At 65.6% G+C, this 19,628-nt stretch carries 15 protein-coding genes; 10 read left to right on the forward strand and 5 right to left on the reverse strand.

The genetic code is table 11. The features are described 5' to 3' along the window. Window positions 1–214 precede the first annotated feature (214 nt). The 10 genes from BW994_RS10705 (at window position 215) to BW994_RS10760 (ending at window position 13,087) form a co-directional block, all read left to right on the forward strand. Window positions 215–904 (forward strand): phosphatase PAP2 family protein, encoded by a 690-nt coding sequence (locus tag BW994_RS10705; protein ID WP_029312141.1) that lies wholly within the window; start codon window positions 215–217, stop codon window positions 902–904. Then, a complete protein-coding gene (locus BW994_RS10710; RefSeq protein ID WP_051657383.1) occupies window positions 901–2,055 on the forward strand; it encodes a glycoside hydrolase family 5 protein in 1,155 nt (384 codons plus the stop codon). Before BW994_RS10705 ends, BW994_RS10710 begins: the two co-directional genes overlap by 4 nt. Window positions 2,056–2,321: 266 nt before the next feature. Beyond that, a complete protein-coding gene (locus tag BW994_RS10715) occupies window positions 2,322–3,848 on the forward strand; it encodes a sugar transferase (protein ID WP_139334075.1) in 1,527 nt (508 codons plus the stop codon). A 30-nt stretch (window positions 3,849–3,878) separates the two neighbouring features. Beyond that, on the forward strand, window positions 3,879–4,544 hold the full coding sequence (locus tag BW994_RS19675) for a P-loop NTPase family protein (RefSeq protein WP_029312138.1): 666 nt from the start codon (window positions 3,879–3,881) through the stop codon (window positions 4,542–4,544). Beyond that, window positions 4,541–6,034: an oligosaccharide flippase family protein gene (locus BW994_RS10725; RefSeq protein ID WP_029312137.1), complete on the forward strand. Its 1,494-nt coding sequence runs from the start codon at window positions 4,541–4,543 to the stop codon at window positions 6,032–6,034. Before BW994_RS19675 ends, BW994_RS10725 begins: the two co-directional genes overlap by 4 nt. After that, entirely contained in the window at window positions 6,031–6,975 is a 945-nt protein-coding gene (locus tag BW994_RS10730; protein WP_029312136.1) for a glucosamine inositolphosphorylceramide transferase family protein, read from the forward strand. Before BW994_RS10725 ends, BW994_RS10730 begins: the two co-directional genes overlap by 4 nt. Further along, the gene (locus tag BW994_RS20425; RefSeq protein WP_139334076.1) at window positions 6,972–9,296 is read left to right on the forward strand and encodes a glycosyltransferase; all 2,325 of its coding nucleotides are present in this window, start codon (window positions 6,972–6,974) and stop codon (window positions 9,294–9,296) included. Before BW994_RS10730 ends, BW994_RS20425 begins: the two co-directional genes overlap by 4 nt. A gap of 65 nt (window positions 9,297–9,361) precedes the next feature. Beyond that, the gene (locus tag BW994_RS10750) at window positions 9,362–10,126 is read left to right on the forward strand and encodes a WecB/TagA/CpsF family glycosyltransferase (protein WP_139334077.1); all 765 of its coding nucleotides are present in this window, start codon (window positions 9,362–9,364) and stop codon (window positions 10,124–10,126) included. Further along, window positions 10,123–11,526: a VpsF family polysaccharide biosynthesis protein gene (locus BW994_RS10755; RefSeq protein ID WP_029312134.1), complete on the forward strand. Its 1,404-nt coding sequence runs from the start codon at window positions 10,123–10,125 to the stop codon at window positions 11,524–11,526. The genes BW994_RS10750 and BW994_RS10755 overlap by 4 nt, the downstream gene beginning before the upstream one ends. Before the next feature lie 7 nt (window positions 11,527–11,533). Continuing rightward, a complete protein-coding gene (locus tag BW994_RS10760; RefSeq protein ID WP_029312133.1) occupies window positions 11,534–13,087 on the forward strand; it encodes a GumC family protein in 1,554 nt (517 codons plus the stop codon). A gap of 2 nt (window positions 13,088–13,089) precedes the next feature. Here the strand turns inward: BW994_RS10760 and BW994_RS10765 are convergent, their stop codons facing one another. The 5 genes from BW994_RS10765 to ykgO form a co-directional block, all read right to left on the reverse strand. Next, on the reverse strand, window positions 13,090–14,859 hold the full coding sequence (locus BW994_RS10765) for a hypothetical protein (RefSeq protein ID WP_139334078.1): 1,770 nt from the start codon (window positions 14,857–14,859) through the stop codon (window positions 13,090–13,092). A 142-nt stretch (window positions 14,860–15,001) separates the two neighbouring features. Next, window positions 15,002–16,372 carry a glycolate oxidase subunit GlcF gene (glcF, locus tag BW994_RS10770; RefSeq protein ID WP_029312131.1) on the reverse strand — a complete coding sequence of 457 codons (1,371 nt, stop codon included), beginning with the start codon at window positions 16,370–16,372 and terminating at the stop codon, window positions 15,002–15,004. 12 nt (window positions 16,373–16,384) lie between these two features. Beyond that, complete coding sequence (locus BW994_RS10775) at window positions 16,385–17,563, reverse strand: FAD-binding protein (RefSeq protein ID WP_029312130.1); 1,179 nt, start codon at window positions 17,561–17,563, stop codon at window positions 16,385–16,387. 7 nt (window positions 17,564–17,570) lie between these two features. Continuing rightward, window positions 17,571–19,034 carry an FAD-linked oxidase C-terminal domain-containing protein gene (locus BW994_RS10780; protein ID WP_029312129.1) on the reverse strand — a complete coding sequence of 488 codons (1,464 nt, stop codon included), beginning with the start codon at window positions 19,032–19,034 and terminating at the stop codon, window positions 17,571–17,573. Window positions 19,035–19,235: 201 nt separating this feature from the next. Then, window positions 19,236–19,361: a type B 50S ribosomal protein L36 gene (gene ykgO / locus BW994_RS10785; RefSeq protein WP_076454557.1), complete on the reverse strand. Its 126-nt coding sequence runs from the start codon at window positions 19,359–19,361 to the stop codon at window positions 19,236–19,238. Window positions 19,362–19,628: the final 267 nt, after the last annotated feature.

A 19,628-nucleotide genomic window follows, 5' to 3' on the forward strand; every position in this document is an offset into this window, starting at 1 on the left:
TGACCGTCTAATCATTTATATAATTCTCATAAAAAAATAATGAGTAAACAAATAAAAATACGTGCCCAATCTTTATTTTTCCGTTAGCATACCGGAAATGAACCGTGCAACGATTTTCACCCGTCGCACCCGATTGCGATGCTCACCGCTTTGCATCGCTCCGATCGCTGTCATAAGCACACCGATGTGCATCGCGTGCCGGAGGTGGCCATCAGTGTCGGAACAGCTTGATCGTACCGTCGTCCGCGCGGGTCCCGCGCTACGTCGTGGCGTCGCCGGTGCCGTTGCAACAATTGGGCTGATTCTGGTCGCGATCACCTATATCGACCGCCCCGTCGCCCGGTTCATGGCCGTCCACGTCCATGACCGCCTGCCCTTCATCGCCATGGCCGCCATGGCCAACCTGCCGTCACCCCTGGCCACGATCGCACTGGTCGGCATCGTCGTCGCCCATTGGTGCGGTATCCCGCTCAACCGCACCGGCCGGATGGTCCTGGCGATCGCGCTGGCCACATTGGTCGCCATCATGATCAAAAATCAGCTGAAATTCGATTTCGGCCGCGTCTGGCCGCAATCCTACCCGTTTCCAGGCATTCACGACCATCCGTCATACCTGAACGACCATGTCTTCGGGTTTTTCCCCTTCCACGGCGGCAGCAGCTACGCCTCGTTTCCATCCGGCCACACCACCGCCATCACCGCCCCGATGGCGATGCTCTGGCTGCTTGCCCCGCGCTATCGCCCGCTCTGGGGCGGCGCCATCGTACTGGTCATAATCGGCCTGATCGCGGCCGATTTCCATTTCGTCTCGGACACGATTGCCGGCTTCGCCTTGGGTGTCACCGTCGCCGCGGGCGCGGTTTCGCTCACCGCCGGCTGGATCGACCAGGGTCGCCGCCGATGATGGCGCAACCGCCCGCCGCCGCTCTGGCCGCCGCCCTGGCCGCCGCCCCAGCCCGCGACACGCGCTTGCCCCAGGGCTATCTCAGCACCAGGGGCAGCCAGATCATCGATGCCGCGGGTCATGACGTCCGCATCGCCAGCGTCGGCTGGAACCAGCACTTCAACGCCATACAAGCCACCGTCGCCGCCATCGCCGCCGCCGGCTTCAATACCGTGCGCGTCTCCTGGGACGATGCCGATCTCGCCGCGGCCCGGCGCCTGCTGATCCAGATCGTCGCCGCCGCGAGCCGGTCCGGCCTGAAAGTCATCATCGATCATCATAACGATGAAGGTTTCACCAACCCGCGCGACGGGTTCGGCGCCCAGCAGCGCAACGGCCTGTGGTTCGATCGCGGCCCCGGCACCAACGACACCAACGGTGCCGGCGTGGTCGGCACCGTCACCGCCGCGCAATTCCAGACAGATTGGGTCACGATCGCCCGGACATTCGCAACCAACCCCACCGTGATCGGCTTTGATCTCGATAACGAACCGACAGCCAACGGGCACATCACCTGGGGCGGCGGCGGCCCGACCGATATCCACGCCATGGCGCAAACCGTCGGCGATGCGATCCAGGCGGTCGATCCCGGTGCCCTGATCATCGTGGAAGGCCCGCAGAATTACCGCACCTCCTTCGCCGATCGTGGTCCCGCCCCGGCCGGCGACCTCACGCTCGCCGGCCGGATTCCGGTGAAACTGACGATTCCGCACAAGCTCGTCTACTCGGTGCACGAATACCCGACCGAGATTTCAGATGTCCGCCCCGACTCCGGTCCCGCCGCCATCGCGCAGATGAACCGCACCTGGGGCTATCTGGTAACACAGCACATCGCACCGGTCTGGGTCGGCGAAATGGGCAGCAGCATGCGGTCCACCAACGCCCGTGCCTGGGCCGCGACATTGCTCGGCTACATGAACGGCAAGGACGGAACGGAGGGTGGCCCAACCTTTCGGCCCGGCGAGCAGCCGGTGCCGGGGGACTGGTGGGTCTGGGGCTACCTACCCCGCCAGGCGCCCGACGGTACGCTCAACGCTGCGGGCGCCTTGCGGCCGGCGCAATCCGTGGCCTGGCGGCAACTCCTGCCGTTAAACACCGAGGTGCCGCGATGATCATCACCAGATAAAGTGTATTAATTTATAGAATTAATGCCGATTTCAGCGTAAATTATCTAATTTATCGAATAACATATTATTATCGATATTAATTAGATATTTATTTACATTATTTCTATTGCTCTGAGGTCGTACGTTAGGTATGCGTAAACTCATTGCTGTACTGCACTTTAAATCAAAAAAGACTGATTTTCAGCGGGAACGTTAGGCTTCCGTGGAAGTTATTTTAGCGTTTGCGGCTATCCGCAGCCGAGGAGACTTTCGTGCCATTTCAAAATGAGGCGGCGGCATTACCGAAAGAACCGTACCCGACTCAGACCGGGCCATTTCAGTCGACTTCTTTTGCGAAGCCGGCACTCAGGCGCGCACCGCCCGGTGCCGGTCTTTCGCTTCTCGCCGCAATGATCGAGACCGCTCTCATCGCCTGCGTCGTGATCGTCGCGTTTCTGTCGTTCCGCCCCGCCGTCAGCCTCGGCGGGGCGAGCTGGGCCGCCATGATCGGCTTGCCTCTGTTCAGTGTGCTGATCCTTACGCAGCGCCAGTTCTACACCACTCATCATTTGCTGTTCGCGCCGTTCCAGCCATTCCGTCTCACCGGGGCCTGGATCGGTGCGTTCGGGGCAACGGTCGTGGTGGCAACGCTGGCGCGCAGCATCGAACCGCAACGCCTGCGCCACATCGGCGTGGTGCCGTCCGAACTGACCATTCTGTTCGTCACTGGCCTCACTGCCCTGCTCGGCGGTCGTCTGGCCTGGGCTGCCATCCGCCCGCGCTTCGCTCTCCGCGCGATCCCGCGCGTGCTGTTCATCGGCGCCCTCGATTCCAGCCGCCGCCTGCTGACCCAGCTGCACGCGGAAACATCGATCGCCCTCGTCACCAGCCTCGATTACCGCGATCCGGCAATCGAGCTGTTCGGGCCCGATGCCCAGTCAGGCGCGCTTAGCAATCGCGTCCGGCTGACCGCCCTGCTCGAGCGGGAAAACATCGATGCGGTTCTGGTCCCCCTGCCGCAGGTTCCGCAGGCCGATATCGCCGTCATCGCGGCGGCGGCGCAAAGCTGCGGCGTCGCCACGGTGGCGCTGCCCGGCCTGTCACTGCGGCGCGATCCTGCCGCCGGCTTCACCACGCTCGGCGGCGTGCCCGTGCTGCAACGCGACACGACACGGCTGTCCCCGATCGGCATGGTGCAGAAGCGCCTGTTCGACCTGATCGTTGGCGCCCTCGTCCTGCTGATCATCGCACCGGTCATGCTCATCATCGCGGCATTGATCCGGCTCGATTCGCCCGGCCCCGTCCTGTTCCGCCAGCTCCGCGTCGGCCGCGGCGGTACCTTGTTTGAAATTCTCAAATTCCGCACCATGGCAGCATCGGCATCATCCCAACCCGATCAACCGGACGCACCCCTGCAAACCGAGCGTAACGATCGTCGGGTAACCCGCCTGGGCGCGATCCTGCGGCGCCACAGCCTCGATGAACTGCCCCAGATCTTCAATGTCCTCCGCGGCGATATGTCGATCATCGGCCCGCGCCCGCACGCCGCCGCCATGACCGTCGCCGGCATGAAGCTCGAGGCTCTGGTGCCGGACTATCCCGACCGCTTCGCCGTGCGGCCCGGCATCACCGGCTGGGCCCAGATCAACGGCCGGCGCGGCATCATCGACAGCGTCGATGCCCTGCAAAACCGGGTCGACCACGACCTTTATTATATCGAAAACTGGTCGTTCGGCTTCGACATCGTGATCCTGCTTCGCACCATCGGCTGCATCATCCGCGACGATCAGGCCTTCTGAACCTGCCGCCCCTGCAAGAGTGTTGAACCCATGAACAGCCACATCTCCCCGGATCATGCGAAACCGCAATTTTTTGATCCCGCACCCGATCCCGCCATCGCGCGGCCGCTCACCACCGCGACCGCAATCCATACCGAACCGCTGCCCTACGGCTTCATTGCGCTGTTCCAGACGATCGAAACCCTGCGCATCCCCGACCGTAGCTTCGTCATCCAGTTCGTCGCCCCGCATCCCGGCGCCGGCACCACCACCATCGCGGCGGGCTTCGCGCTCGCCGCCGCCCAGTCCTACCGTCGCCCAGTCCTGTTGATCGATGCGGGCGCCGCCCATACCGCGACCGGCCCGATCGAACCGGTCCCAACCGAAACCGCATTCCTGTTCGCCGCCACCATCAGGCGGGAACCGCACCATTTCTCGGACCCTCTCGCGATCAGCCTCAATGAACGCCTCGCCGACCTGCGCCGGGATTACCACGCCATCGTCGTCGATTGCCCGGCCCTTGGCCGCTCACCCGAAGCCGTCACCATCGCGCGGCATTGCGATGGCACTGCCCTGGTCGCCGCCGCCACGCAATCCTCGGCACGCGATGTCATGGCCGCGCGCGATGCGATCACGCTGGTCGGCGGGCAGGTGCTGGGCGCGGTGTTCAACCGCGAACGCAGTTATCGGCCGCGCTGGCTGGGGGGACGCGGTTGACGGCCCGACCGCATCAATCGAGCCCACCGCGCCGCAACCTGCAAGGACTGATCGCAGGCTATCTGCCCGCCACGATCATTCCAGCACTGGTCTCGCTCGGTGTCGTTCTGGCCTACACCAGACTGCTCTCACCGGCGGAATACGGGCGCTACAGCCTGGCGTTCACGGCGCTGATGGTGGTCCAGGTCTCCCTGTTCTACACGCTCAGCCTGTCGATCGTGCGGTTCTATCCGGTCGCGGTGCGCGAAGGTGCCACATCCGATCTGATCCGAACCAGCTATATCGGCGTCATCGTGGTCGGCCTGATCGCGGCGGCGCTGGCAGCGGCCGTGCTGATCTTCGCCCCGCTGCCCTCGAAACTGCTGCCGGTACTGTGGCTCGCGCTGCCGCTGCTGTTGCTGCGTGCGACGCTTTCGGCCGGCCAGGCGGTGCGCCGCGCCAGCGATGCTTCCGGGTCCTATTCAGTCGTCGAATGTGGTCAGGCGATCATCGGCTTCGCTGCCGGCGTCCTGCTGGTCGTGCTGCGTGGCCCGACCGCTGAGAACGTCATGCTCGGCCTGATCATCGGCGCTGCCGCGATGCTGGGGATCGGCGCGCGCGACTTTTGGCGCGCCTTCGTCGAGGGACGTTTCGATCGTACCCTGCAACGCAATGCCTGGGTGTTTTCCGCCCCGCTCGCCCTCACCTATTCGGTCGGCGCGGCGCTGCAATATGGCGACCGTTTCATGGTCGCCGGCCTCGCCGGTGCCCAGGCGTTGGGTATCTATACCGTTGCCACCGTCCTGGTCGATCGCCCAACCGCTCTCGCCGGCATCGCGATCACCACGGCCACATTTCCGCGCGTGGTCCGCACCCTCGAAGACGAAGGGGTCGAAGCGGCGCGGGCGCAACTCGGTTTCAACGGCATCCTGCTGCTCGCGGTCGCGGCACCGGCCTGCGTTGGTCTCATGCTGATCGCCCCGCAACTCGCCGGCATCACCGTCGGCCCGGCGTTTCGCACCGGACTCGTCGCACTCCTGCCGATCGTCGCGGCAACCGCGCTGATCCGCATGATGTCGGCCCATTTCATCGATCACGCCTACCACCTCGCCCGCCGCTCCGATCTGATGCTGCTGGCCTACGGCCCGTTCGCGGTGCTCAATCTTGGCATCGATGTCGTGCTGATCCCCCGCTTCGGCGTGCTCGGCGCCGCATGGGCGGCGCTCGGCTGCCTCAGCCTGCAATGCCTGATCAGCGCGCTGCTCGCCCGCCGGGTGTTTCCGCTCTGGTTGCCCCCAGCCGATATCGCACGCGTCGCCACCGCCCTGCTGCCGATGATCGTCTTCGCGCGCATGATCGATTTGACCGACCCATGGCTGCATCTGGGCGCCGTCATGGCCGAAAGCGTCGTTTCATACGCTGTCATGCTTATCGTGCTCGATCTGGCCGGCCTGCGCGGCGTCGCGATCGGCCGATTCCGCCGGATATTCGCGCTCCAGGAACAGGTGTGAGCACCACCCTGACCCATACCGAACCGCCGCGGGGTTTCCGCAGCCGTTGGCGCGACCGCTTGCTGTGCGAGTGGTGGTCGATCGGCATCTGCGACCGGTCGATCGGCGAGGTTCTGGAACGTGGCGCCCTCGGTCCAGTCCGCTGGCTCGAACCGGCGCGTGGCGCCGCCTACCGCGCCGACCCGTTCGTCTGGCCCGGCACCGGCCTCGTGCTGTGCGAGGAAGTGCCCCTCACCACCGGCATCGGCCATATCGTTGCCCTGCGCGAAACCGATGGCCGGTTCACCCCGGTCCGCACCTTGCTCAACGATGGCGGCCATCGGTCCTATCCGTTCGTCTTTCAATATGATGGCGAGACGTATCTGCTCCCCGAGTCCGCCGCGTGTGGCCCCACCGTGCTCTATCGTCTCGATCGCGGCTGGAACCTCGAACGCGTCGCCACCATCGCCCCGGACCGGCGCCTGGTTGACGCCACAATGTTCGAAGCCGATGCACGCCTCTGGATCGCGGCAACCGATCTGGCTTACGGCACCGACAATAACCTGTGCATCTACTATGCCGATCAGCCGGCAGGTCCCTGGCACCCCCACGGCATGAACCCGGTCGTCACCGGCCGCCGCACCGCGCGCAGCGGCGGGACGCCGTTCCGCCATCGCGACGGCCTCTACCGCCCGGCGCAGGACTGCACCGAAACCTACGGCGGCGCGCTGGTCATCACCGAAATCACCACCTTGACGCCGGACGCCTTTGCCGAACGCATCGTCTGCCGCATCGCCCCGGACACCGGCGGCACGTTCCCCCACGGGCTGCACACCATTTCCGCCGATGGCGATCGCTGCCTGGTGGATGGCAAGCGCCTGGTGTTCGATCCGCGCGTGGTGGCCGGTAAAATCAACCGCCGCCTGTTCGCTCGCCCCCGCACCCTGCGGCTCACATCGTGAACCCGCCGTTGGACCATGGCGGCATGGTGCGCGCCGCGCATGAAGCGGTGGTACCCGCATCGGCCGCGACCACGCCGCCCGCATCGGTCATGCTCTTCCTGCCCGCGCTGACGATCGGCGGCGCAGAGATTGCGCTGGTGCGGCTTGCTGGTGCGTTCGCCGCCGCCGGCCACCGTGTCGCGATCGTGGTGCAGGCGGCAGTCACCGGCGATACGGCCATTGCGGTGCCTCCGGGCGTCGAACTGATGACGCTTGATGTCCGCCACACCCGCGCCAGCCCCTTCGCACTGGCGCGACGTGCGGTGGCGTGGCAAGCGGATGCCCTCATCGCCGCCCTGCCGCACAACAACCTCGCCGCCATCGCCGCCGGGCTGATCGCGCGGATCAAGTACCGCCGGCGCCTTGTCGTGGTGGTTACGGAACACGCACCGATCGCCCTGCTGATCGCCGCTCATGCCAGTCTTCGCTACCGTGTCCTGCCGCTCCTGCAACGGGCCTGCTATCCGATGGCCGATGTGCGCGTCTGCGCCTCCAGCGGCATCGCCGCCGAATTTCGTGCGCTCCTGCCGGCCGGCACCACGATCCACACCATCTTCAACCCAGTCGTCGAAGCCGGCGCCACCTCGGCCGACGACCTACGGAATACCGGTCCCAACGGCCCCGCGCTGATCGTCGCCGCCGGTCGTCTGGCACCCGAAAAAGATTTTGCCACGCTGCTTCGAGCGTTCGCCCTGCTCCGCGCCCACCGGCAAGCGCGTCTGATCATCGCCGGCGAAGGTCCCGAGCGCGCGCGGCTGACCACTCTGGCAGCCGATCTGGCCATCTCCGGCGACGTCGAAATGCCCGGCTTTTCACCGAGCCTGCCCGCCCTGCTGGCCCAGGCCGATGTTTTCGTCAGCACCTCGCGCTTCGAAGGCTTCGGCAACGTCATCGTCGAGGCGCTCGCCAGCGGCACCAAAGTCGTTGCGACCGACTGCCCGGTCGGCCCGCGCGAAATCCTGGCCGATGGCGCGTTCGGCACGCTCGTCCCGGTCGGTGATGCCCCGGCGATCGCCGCGGCGATCGACCGCACGCTCGATGATTGCCAGAGCCGCGCCGATCTGCGCCGTCGCGCCGGCGATTTCACGATCGATGCCAGCCTCGCCGCCTACCGCGCCGTGATCGACTCCCGCCTCCCGCCCGCCCGCCGCAAGGCCGCGCCGCTGACGCTCGCCATCTATATGCACGATTTCAGCAGCGGCGGTGTCGAACACGCGACCCTCAGCCTGATCGGCGCCTTCCGCGCGGCCGGCATCGCGGTCACCCTGTTGGTTCATTCCGATGCCGGTGAATTGCGCGCGGCGCTCCCGCCCGACCTCACGGTGATCAATTTCGCGACCACCCGCACCATTGCCGATCTCGTACCGCTGGTGCGCTATCTGCGAACCCATAATCCCGACATCCTGCTCGCCAATCTCGATCACAACAACCTGATCGCGACCCTCGCGAGCCTGATCGCCCGGCTCGGTGCCACACGGTCAACGACCCGCCTGATCATCGCCCAGCACAACGCCCTGAGCGCCGAAGCGCGGGCGATGCCCAGCCTGAAATACCGCCTGCTGCCGCTCGCTTACCGCTTGCTCGCGCCCCGCGCCGCCGGCATCGTCGCGGTATCCGGCGGCGTCGCGGATGATCTGGTCACCTGCGCTCGGCTCGATCGCGGCCGGATCACAGTGATCAACAATCCGGTGGTCGATGCCAGGCTCCACGCCCGCGCCGCCGCCCCGCTCGACCACCCCTGGGTCGACGAAACCGCCACGCGGCCCCTGTTCATCACCGCCGGGCGCCTGGTCGGCCAGAAGGATCACGCAACCTTGCTGCGCGCCTTCGCCCGCGCCCGCGCGCACCGCCCGATGCGGCTGGTCATTCTCGGCGAAGGTCCGCTCCGCCCGACGCTCGAAGCCCTGGCGGAAGAACTCGGCATCCGTGACGATGTGCTGATGCCGGGCTACGTCGCCAACCCGCAGCCCTGGTTCGCCGCCGCCGCTGGCTTCGTCCTGTCGTCGCGCTACGAAGGGTTCGGCAACGTGCTGGTGGAAGCCATGGCCTGCGGCACCCCGGTGATCAGCACCGATTGCCCGCACGGCCCCGCCGAAATTCTCGGCCACGGTCGCTACGGCAGCCTGGTGCAACCCGGCGATATCGACGGCCTGGCCGCGGCGCTCGACCCTGATCTGCGGCAACGCTGGTCGGCGGAAACCTTGCGCGCCCGCGCCGATCACTACACCGTCACCGCTTCCGCAGGCGCGTATGTCGCTTTGTTCGATCGGGTGCGGCCGTGACCCGTGATCAGAAGCAAGGTCTGCTTTTTTTGAAAAAAAAGCAGCAAAAAAATTTTGATTCATTTATGTCCTTGGCAGTGCAACCGCCTGCGCGCCCGATTTTTGGCTTTGTGCCCAGCGCGCTCGACGAAGCGGCCGCCGCCGCGCGCATCGCCGCGCCCTCGCCGATTGGCGCGGGGGCATCCCTGGTCGTCACGCCCAATCTCGACCATATCGTTCAATACCGTCGCAACCCCGCGTTCCGCGCTGCCTATCGCCGCGCCGCCATCATTCTCTGCGATGGGTTTCCGGTCCATTACTACGCCCGGCTGCGCGGCCACCCTGCCCATCGTGTCACCGGATCGGGCCTGATCGCCCGGCTGATGCACGCCCCCGATCCCGCCGCCCGCCTGCTGTTCGTGGTCGACCGCCCGGAGACCGCCCGCGCCGTCGAAACCTGGGCGCACACGCACGGCATCGCCGATCAGGTTGCAACCAGCATCCCGCCGCTCGGTTTCATCACCCAACCATCGGCCTGCGAGCACCTCGCCTCGGCCATCGCGCGGCACCGGCCGACCCTGCTGGTCATGGGAGTCGGCGCGCCGCAGAGCGAGATTTTTATCGATCGTTACCACAATGCCTTACCCGATTGCTGGGCGCTCTGCGTCGGTCAGGGCGTCAAAATGGCGCTCGGTCTGGTGCGCCGCGCACCACCGGTGGTGCAGACGTTGCACGCCGAATGGCTCTGGCGCCTCATCCAGGAACCGCGCCGCCTCGCCGGGCGCTACGGTCTCGGCGCGTTCCGCTTCGCCGGCGCCATTGTCGCCGATCTGCGGGGCCGTTCGCCATGAGCATCACCGCCCCGCGCGCCCTGCGACCAATGCGCCGCCCCACCCCGACGCCCTATGCCGCGCCAACCGCGCCACGCCTGAGTGTTGCGCTCGCGATGCTCTCGCTGGTCATGCAACTGACCATTTCGGCCAATCTGCTGATGATCCTGGGAATCCATTACGACATTCCCGGCGGCAACCCGATCGTCAAGATCAACCCGGCCACCTATGTCGCGGTGCTCGCGCTCGCCGTGCGCCTGTTCGATGGCGGCGACCCGTTCGGCGCGCTGCTGCGCCTGTTCGCCGCCAACCGCCTGATCGCCACCTTCGTGATCGCCTTCATCGCCTGCATCGCCTATTCATTGATCACGATCGGCGTCACCGGTTCGGCCTCGCTGATCGACAGCTACCTCTCCGCCGGCATCCTGATGCTCGTGCTGTGCGATATCTCGGTGGCCGAACGCCGCCTTCTCGGTGCGATCATGCTGTCGTTGTTCATGATCAACGTCACCATCGCGATCATCGAAAGCCTCACCCGCCACCTCCTGATCGGGCTCTACATCGGCTCGTATCAATACAAGGCGCCGTTCCCGGTGTTTCGCGGCGTCGCGCTGTACGATCACCCGCTGACCGGCGCGATGATGACATCGATGGGTATTTTCCTGCTGCTGCAGATGCGCCTGCGCCCGATCGTGACCATGGTTCTGCTCGGCTGGTCCCTGGTCGGGTTGTTCGCCTTCGGCGGCCGCGCGGATCTGGTCGCAACCGTTGCGGCCTTGCTCGCAATCGGCGGCTGGTCGCTCGCCGCCGACCTGTTCAACCGCCGCCTGACCATGCTCAAGCTCTTCGGCATCATCGGCGCCCTGATCCTGGGCTTCGCACTCGCCTGGCTCGTCATCACCCAGACCTCGATCGCCGATCGTATCGTCAAGCAGGACTATGTCGATACCAGCGCCAAGGTCCGCGAAATCCAGTTCCTCGTGCCGGGATTGATGAATTTCCGCGAGTTGCTGCTCGGGATCGAGGTGAACCGCCTGCCGCAACTGGTCTCCGAGGTCGGCCTCCACCCCCCGTTCACCGGCATCGAAAACTACTGGCTGGTCGCCTTCGTCAATCTCGGATTGATCGGCTTTTCGGTCTATCTGCTCGGTTTTCTATCGCTGCTGTACGATCTCTGGCGCCGCGTGCCGCTGTTCGGCCGGGTGATGCTGGTGCTGATCATCGTGGTCGCCTCGACCAGCAATTCACTCGGCGCCAAGAGCAACATCCTGTTCGTCCTCGCCGGCACGCTGGTCGCCTGTTCCGGATTTGCCGAACCGCGCGCCGCCCGCATCAAGCCGCCCGCTGTCGTCGCTCGCGCCGCATCCCGGTCCCAAACCAGCCGCGCCCTCGTCCCTCTCGTGTCATCGCTCCGAAAGTAGTCCAGCCATGTCAACCATGACCAACCGCTTTACCTCTGCCGATAATCTGCACGAACTGGTCGAAACCGGCTTCAAGCTGCGGCGGCGGCTGTTGCAATTCGTGCTGCTGGTTCTGGTGGTCTCGCTCGCGATCGCGCTCTACGTCAAACCGAATTACGTCGCCTCGTCCCAGATGGTCGTGCTGCCGAGTAATGAATACACGTTTCGCCCCACCGCCGGCTCGCATTCCCTCGCCAACGAAGCACTCTCGCTCGAAAACATGATGGATTCCGAAGTCGCCATCATCCGCGCCCCCGCGCTGGCCCACGCCGTCATCGCGGAAATCGGCGTCAAAACCCTCTACCCGGCGATGGTCCGCAAACCCAATGTGTTCTTGCGCCTGATCCACGCGGTGCACGACCTGATCATCCCCCGCAAACCCTCGGCACCCGATGATATCATCGAACGCGCGATCCCGGTGTTCGAAAGCCATCTCGATGCCGTGGCCGGCGCCGATAACGATGTCATCACCATCAGCTTCGGCAACCCCAAGCCAGCGGTCGCGCAGCAAGTCGTCGCGACCCTGCAGAAACTCTACCTCGCACGCCGCCGCAGCATCTTCACCGATCGTCAGTCCCGCGCGGTCGCCCGCGCCGTCGCCGACCAGCGCCAGGCCCTGAACGCGGCCGAGGCGCGGCTCACCGCGTTTCAGACGGCACACAACGTCACCCAGTTCCAGACCCGTGAATCAATCCTGCTCAACCAGCAAGGCCAGATGGAACAGGACCTGATGGCGACCAACTCCAACGTCGCCCAGCTGACCACCAGCCTTGCCGCCCTGCATCGGGCCCACGGCACGGTGCCACCCTCGATCGCGCTGCAGCAGAGCACCAATATCGATCAACGGACCATGGCCCTGCGCACCAGCCTCGATGCCTTGCGCACCAGGCTCGCCTCGATGCTGAGCAACTACCGTGCCGATAGTCCCGAGGCGCAAAACCTGCGCGCCCAGATCGCGACCGAATCCGCCCTGCTCGCCCACGCCACCGCCAATGGCGCGCCCTCCAGCCTGCAAAGCGGCCAGAACCCGGTTTACGGTCAGATCAACCTCGAGCTGATGCAGGACAGCGCCGCCCTCGCCGCCGCCCGCACCCGCGCCGCGCAGGACCACACCAGCCTCACCCATCTCGCGGCGCAACTCACCAAACTCGATGCGTTGAAAGCCCAACTCGGCACGCTCGAACGCCAACGCAGCCTCGCCGCCGCCAACTACGCCGATGCCACCCGCACCCTGAGTGAACGCCAATTGGTCGAACAGGTCGATGCCGAAAAACGCGCCAACGTCCGCGTCCTCTCGCCACCCGCCCTGCCGCTCAACCCGTTCCCGCTGCGCAAACTGATCATGCTGGCCGGTGGCGTGCTGGCCCTGTTCGGCAGCGTCATGATCATGCTCCTCGGCAATTTCTTCCGCAAAGGCGCTTTGTTCGGCCGCGTCCTCGAAGCCGATACCGGAATCCCACTCCTTGCCATCATCCCCGAACTAGGCCTCGCCCAAATGCGCCAGATCACGATCAATCGGTGACGTCAGGCGCGGGTGGGGTTCCGACGATCGCGGCGTGGGTTGCGGACTTGATACAGACTGAAGCCGTTCTTGCCGTCGGCTGCCACCAATGTCAGCCATGATGGCGGATGATGGGCGCTGAGGATCGACCATAGTGCGGTTTTCCGCGCATGATCGGCCAGCGGATCATGCGGACCGCCGGGGCAGAACAGGACGAACCGGGCGCCGCTCGCGGCAAACGCGGCTGATTCGCCGGCTGCGGCCGGTGCGCGCCAGGCGTGCCACGCGCGCAGATAGCCGTCGATACCGTGCTGATACAGCGAACCGACGGCGATGATCCGGGTTCGGTAGAGCAGTTCCGGCACGTCGGCCGGTGGGCTCAGCACCACGGCGCCAGCGGCGGCGCGCATCATCGGCGCGATGTGGCGCAGCCGGCATGAAGGGGGTTTGTCTGGCGTGGGCGATGCGCCGGCGGCGCGTGCGAAGCTCGGTGCGTAGGGTGCGAGCAGAACCAGCATGATGGTGCCGATCCGCGCGCTGGCCGCCCGGCGCGGCTGGGCGGCCCAGCGGGACGAGGCCTCGCACAGTGCCACGGGCAGCAGGGCAGCGGCGAATCCTGCGGGATATTGTTGAAAAATCACGAAGCGCGCGGTGAGCGCCACGCTGAGCGCGATGCCGGTGCAGACCAGCAGCCACAGGCCGGTGATCATCCGGTCCGGCCGCGCGCGCCGGGCGCGGTGGGTGGCGAACAGCAGCGCCAACAGCCCCGGTCCCAGCAGCATCGCGGCTTCGGCGAGCGTGTGCACCGGCTGAGTTTCCGACATATGGCCGAAAAATACCGCCATGTCCTGCGGCGGAATCAGCGCGTACGGCCCCAGCGCGACGCTGGGAAATACACCAAGCCAGAGCCCGAAGCTGGCCAGCGCACCGGCGATGCCCAGCCAGCCGCGCTGCGGCCCGACCGGCAGCGCCCGATCGAGCCCGGCCAGAAAAATCCCCGCGGCGGCGACCGCTGTTCCCAGTGCGGCGTAGATGATCGACAATCGATCGATCTCGACCGCCAGAACCCCGCCGTGCGGTGGATCGATCAGCAGCGCCAGCAGCAGCATTCCGGCAAAGCCAAGGCCGAGTGCGCGGATTTCGCGCCCGATCGGTCGGAACAGCCACACATAGCCCAGCGCCACGAAGGACAGCAGCACGAACGGCATGGTCTCCGGCATCAGCCACAAGGCGAACCCGCCCGCGATGCCGCTCAGCCACCCGGCACGCAATCCGGGTTCGCGCCCGGCGATGCCCGCGCGCATCGCAAACCCCACCGTCGCCGCGACGGCGGCGAGTTGCGCGATGTGATAATGGATCACCCCGAAGGACGCGAAGCCGCGAATGCCCGGCAGCAACAGGCCGACCAGCGGCACGATCCATAGCCAGCTTTGCCCCCCGCGCCCGGTGATCGGCGCCACGGCAAAGGCGAGTGCCGCGCTCAGAAACCCGGCCGACAGCGGCCCGGTTGCCACGCCGGCGATGAGCAACGCCCTATGCCAGCCGAGCCAGGGTGCCAAAGGTGCGGCGAGTGCCACGATCATCGCATCGAACAGGCGGGACCATTCAATCAGCAGGGGTGCGCCCGAATTATCCCGCTGCACCACGTTCACCAAATGCCCTAGCCGGAGTCCCTGCTCGATCCGCACCAGCCGCATGAAACTATCGGGATCGATCAACCCGCCATGCAGCACCGACGGCACGTTCCGGCTGGTCGCCACCATGTCCATCACAGCACCGGCAAGCGCGATCAACCCATACAGCCAAGCCGAATGCCAACGCCCCGAAGCGCCCGGTTCGCATTCACCTGCTGTGATCGTTCCCCCAATCATGGGAACAATTTAGCGCCGAGATATTAACGAATCTAAAACGAATCAGATTTTAGGAACATATCCATCAGGACCATGTCGCCTCGGCATCCTGCGCCACGGCGGCAGGCGGCCGCGTCGCCGCGATGGTGGCGTCGCTCGGCAGAGTTTCCGGGCGCGGGCCGCCCGCCATCCAGTCCAGCATCACGACGGTGTGGATCGTCGGGATCGCGGTGCCCGACAATTGGGTGAGGCAGCCGACATTGCCGCCCACGATCGCATCCGGTTTCAGCGGCGCGATCGTGCCGAGTTTGCGCTCGCGCAACCGCCCGGCCATTTCCGGTTGCAGGATATTATACGTCCCGGCCGAACCGCAGCACAGATGCGGATCCCGCGGCTCGACCACCGTAAACCCGGCCCGCCGCAGCAGCGCCTTGGGCGCTTCGGTCACCCGCTGACCGTGCTGCAAGGAGCACGCGGCGTGATAGGCGATCACCATGCCCGGCGGCGGCGTGACGCTCGGTTGATACTCCAGCCGGACCAGCAATTCGGAAATATCGACCGCCAGACCGGCGATCCGTGCGGCATCCTCGGCCTCCGGCGTGTCGCGCAGCAGGAAGCCGTAATCCTTCAATACCGTGCCGCAGCCCGAAGTGTCGGTCACCACCGCGTCGAGCCCGCCGGCGCCGATCTCGCGGGTCCAGGCGGCCACATTGGCGCGCGCGAACGCCAGCGCGGCATCGTGCTTGCCCAGATGATGCGTCAGCGCGCCGCAACACCCGGCCCCCTTCGCGACCACCACCTCGACCCCCATGCGCGTCAGCAGCCGGATCGTCGCATCATGAATCCCGGGGTCGATCACCTGCTGCGCACAGCCGGCCAGCAACGCCACGCGCGCGCGCCGTGTACCTTGCGCTTTGAACACGCCGGGCCGCTCGGTCGAACTCCGCCCCGCCACCGCGCCGGGTGCCAGGTCGAGCATGGCGCGCAGGCGCTGCCCGAGCATGCCGCGCGTCCCGATCATCCCACGCACCGACCGCCCGAGCGATGCCGCCCGCAAGGCCGCGCGCATCCGCGCCGGATACGGCAGAACCGCCGCCAGCACGGCGCGCAGGGCGCGGTCATGCGCCGGCCGTTGATAGGTTTCCTCGACCCGCACGCGCGCATAATCGATCAGGTGCATGTAATCGACGCCGGAGGGGCAGGTGGTCATGCACGCCAGGCACGACAGGCACCGATCCAGATGAAACGCGACCGGCGTGCTCGCGGGCGCGCCGGTTTCCAGCATGTCCTTGATCAGATAAATCCGCCCGCGCGGGCTGTCGTCCTCGTCGCCCACGGTCACGAAGGTCGGGCAGGTCGCGGTGCAGAAGCCGCAATGCACGCAGGAGCGCAGGATTTTATCGGCGACCGCGATGTTCGGATCGGCCAGTTGATCGAGCGTGAAATTGGTTTGCATCGAATTCCGGTTTCAGGCCGCGAACAGGCGGCCAGGGTTGAGAATGCCGGCCGGATCGAACGAGGCGACCACCCGCTGGCGAATTGCCGCCAGCGCCGGTGCTTCGTGCGGCACCGCATCGACCGACCGGCGCAGTTCGGGCGGCGCGCGCAGCAACCACCAATCGCCCTTGGCCCGCCGCGCCGCACCCACCACCACCTCATGCGCGGCCATCGTCGCCGGCCCGGTCAGGAAGGCGAGCCCGCCGCCCCAATCGAGGTAGCCGAACAACCCGGCGCCATGCCCGGCTCCCAGCACCGCCGCACCGCGCGACGGCCGGACCGAGACCCGCCACACCGCATCGCCCGGCTGGATCGGCAGCGGTTCGGCATCGCGCACCGCCCGCCACAACGCGACACTCTGCGCCGTCTCCAGCGTTTCGACCGCGCCGAACTTCGCCCACAGCGCGCCCAATTGGCCGACCCGATAGGTCACCGAATCGGCAAAATCCTCGATCCGCGCGATCGTGATGGCGCGCTCATACCCCACCGCCATCGCCGCCTCCTGCGGCAGAAACGCCGCGCCGGAGACCGAAAACGGCGATCCCAGAGCCACCGCCAGCGCGCGTGACGCGACCTCCGGCGTCAGCCCATACAGCACGACCGTTCCGGTCGCCTGCGGCTTCGGCAGCACCTTCAGCGTTACCTCGGTCATCACCCCCAAAGTGCCATAGGAGCCGGCGAATAATTTGCACAGATCGAGCCCGGTGACGTTTTTCAGCACCCTGCCGCCCGAACGAACCACCTCGCCCCGGCCGGTCACCGCGCGCATCCCCATCAGATGATCGCGCATCGCCCCCCAAGCCACCCGCCGCGGGCCGGACAGATTGGCCGCGACCACGCCGCCGATCGTCTGGTCCGCGGCATCGAGAAACGCGTAATGCGGCGGCTCGGCAATCAGATGCTGCCCACCCTCGGCCAGTTTCGCCTCCAGCGCGGCCAGCGTCGTGCCGGTGCGGGCGCTGATGATCAACTCCTGCGGCGCATAGAGTGAAATGCCGGCGTGGTTGCGTGTGCTCAGCGTCTCCGCCGTCTGCATCTCGCGCAAAAACCCGGCCTTGCTGCCCAGCCCCTCGATCGAGAGCGGCGCCCGATCGGCCACCGCGGCATTGATCGCGGCAGCAAATCCCGCTTCGTCGTCCGGCGCGATCATGGCCGCCTCACGCCGCGTGCGGCAGCGCGTCGGGCCCGGCCGATGCGGTGCCGGCCTGCAACGGAAACACCTTCGCGGTATTCAGCAACCACTCCGGGTCGAACGCCGATTTCACCCGCCGCTGCGCTTCCAACTCGATCTCGGTGAACTGCACGCTCATCAGATCCCGCTTTTCCACGCCAACCCCGTGCTCGCCGGTCAGGCAGCCACCCACCTCGACGCACAACCGCAGCACATCCGCGCCGAACGCCTCGGCCTTGTGCATGCTGGTCGGATCATTCGCATCGAACATGATCAACGGATGCAGATTACCATCGCCGGCATGGAAAATATTCGCCACCTGCAAGCCATACTGCACGCTCATCTCGCCGATCCGCCGCAGCACCAGCGGCAACGTACTGGTCGGGATCGTGCCGTCCATGCATAAATAATCCGGCGAAATCCGCCCCACCGCGCCGAACGCGCCCTTGCGCCCCTTCCAGATCGCGGCCGATTCCTCGGCCGATTGCGATACTTTCAGACTGATCGGGTTGAACCGCGCGCAAATTTCCTTGATCTGCCCCAGCAGCCAATCCTGCTCGGCCACCGACCCCTCGACCTCGATGATCAGCATCGCCTCGGCATCGAGCGGATAGCCCGCATGGGCAAACGCCTCACACGCATGGATCGCGGGCCGGTCCATGAACTCCAACGCGACCGGAATAATCCCCGACGCAATGATCGCATCGACGCACGCACCCGCAACCTCATTGCCGTCGAACGCCGCCAGCATCGCCCGCGTGCCCTCCGGCGCGCGCAAAATTCGCACCGTGATCTCGGTCGCGATGCCCAACTGACCCTCGCTGCCGACCACGATGCCCAGCCAGTCATAGCCGGCGGTGTCCAGATGCGTGCCGCCCAATTCGAGAATCTCGCCCTCGATCGTCACCAGCTTGATGCCCAGCACATTGTTCGCGGTCACGCCGTATTTCAGGCAATGCGCGCCGCCCGAATTCATGCCGATATTGCCCCCGATCATGCAGGCCAACTGGCTCGAAGGATCGGGCGCATAGAAAAATCCATCCGCCTCGACCGCCTTGGTGATGCCCAGATTGGTCACACCCGCCTGCACCACCGCATACCGGTCGCGATAATTCACCTCGACGATCTGGTTCATCCGCATCATGCCGATCACCACCGCATCCTCGAGCGGCAACGCCCCACCGGCCAGCGACGTGCCCGCGCCACGCGGCACCACCCGCACCCCGTTCTGATGGCAGAACCGCAGCACAGCAGCTACCTGCTCGGTCGTTTCCGGCAAGACCACCGCCAGCGGCATCTGCCGATAGGCCGATAACCCATCCGTCTCGTACGGTTTCAGCTTGGTGGCATCGGTGATCACGCCGCGATCCTGCATGATCGCGCGCAACCCCTCATGCACGGCATCGCGCCGCGCCAGCACATCCGGTTTCGGTTTTGGCAAAGTGATCAACGCCGATCTCCCCTTAATGGCGGGAGCCTAACACCAGCAGACCATTACGCCTAGAAGACATGATCCATTTTTCATCGATCCCAGCCTTGCGCGCCGGCACGACAAAAAAGAGCCGCGCATGGCAAAACCACGCGCAGCCATCTCACCAAACCACAGCCCGGAGCCACGCCACACGGATCAAACCGACGGCACCAGCCAGACTCAGCCCTGGCGGGCCTTCATCCGCGGGTTCTTCTTGTTGATCACATACACGCGACCATGACGACGCACCACACGACAATTCTTGTCACGGGCCTTGGCGGAACGAAGCGAATTACGGATTTTCATGATGTCTATCTCAAACTGCTCAATCGGGTTGCCCGGCTTATGGAAACCCGGCACCGTTCTGTCAACCCGGTGGCGTTTGAGGCAAGCAAGGCGGGGGGCTTTCCCTCCGGAGCCATTCCAGCGATGAAGAGCATCGCTGGAACCTTCGGCTCCTCCGCCCCCTCGACCCCCACTAAGGAAACTCTGAAAAAGTCCTTTACGATACGCTTTCGGTATGATTCACTGGGTTTGACAGAGAGGATGACCCTGGATGCAGCGCAGTTTTGC

Origin of the sequence: Acidiphilium rubrum (assembly GCF_900156265.1) — a bacterium.
Taxonomy (GTDB): Bacteria; Pseudomonadota; Alphaproteobacteria; order Acetobacterales; family Acetobacteraceae; genus Acidiphilium; species Acidiphilium rubrum.

Coding starts and splice junctions, on each gene's coding strand:
- ykgO (WP_076454557.1), bottom strand. CDS start 19,361: ATGAAAATCCGTAATTCGCTTCGTTCCGCCAAGGCCCGTGACAAGAAT.
- BW994_RS10750 (WP_139334077.1), top strand. CDS start 9,362: ATGTCCTTGGCAGTGCAACCGCCTGCGCGCCCGATTTTTGGCTTTGTG.
- BW994_RS10710 (WP_051657383.1), top strand. CDS start 901: ATGATGGCGCAACCGCCCGCCGCCGCTCTGGCCGCCGCCCTGGCCGCC.
- BW994_RS19675 (WP_029312138.1), top strand. CDS start 3,879: ATGAACAGCCACATCTCCCCGGATCATGCGAAACCGCAATTTTTTGAT.
- BW994_RS10775 (WP_029312130.1), bottom strand. CDS start 17,563: ATGATCGCGCCGGACGACGAAGCGGGATTTGCTGCCGCGATCAATGCC.
- BW994_RS10755 (WP_029312134.1), top strand. CDS start 10,123: ATGAGCATCACCGCCCCGCGCGCCCTGCGACCAATGCGCCGCCCCACC.
- BW994_RS10760 (WP_029312133.1), top strand. CDS start 11,534: ATGTCAACCATGACCAACCGCTTTACCTCTGCCGATAATCTGCACGAA.
- glcF (WP_029312131.1), bottom strand. CDS start 16,372: ATGCAAACCAATTTCACGCTCGATCAACTGGCCGATCCGAACATCGCG.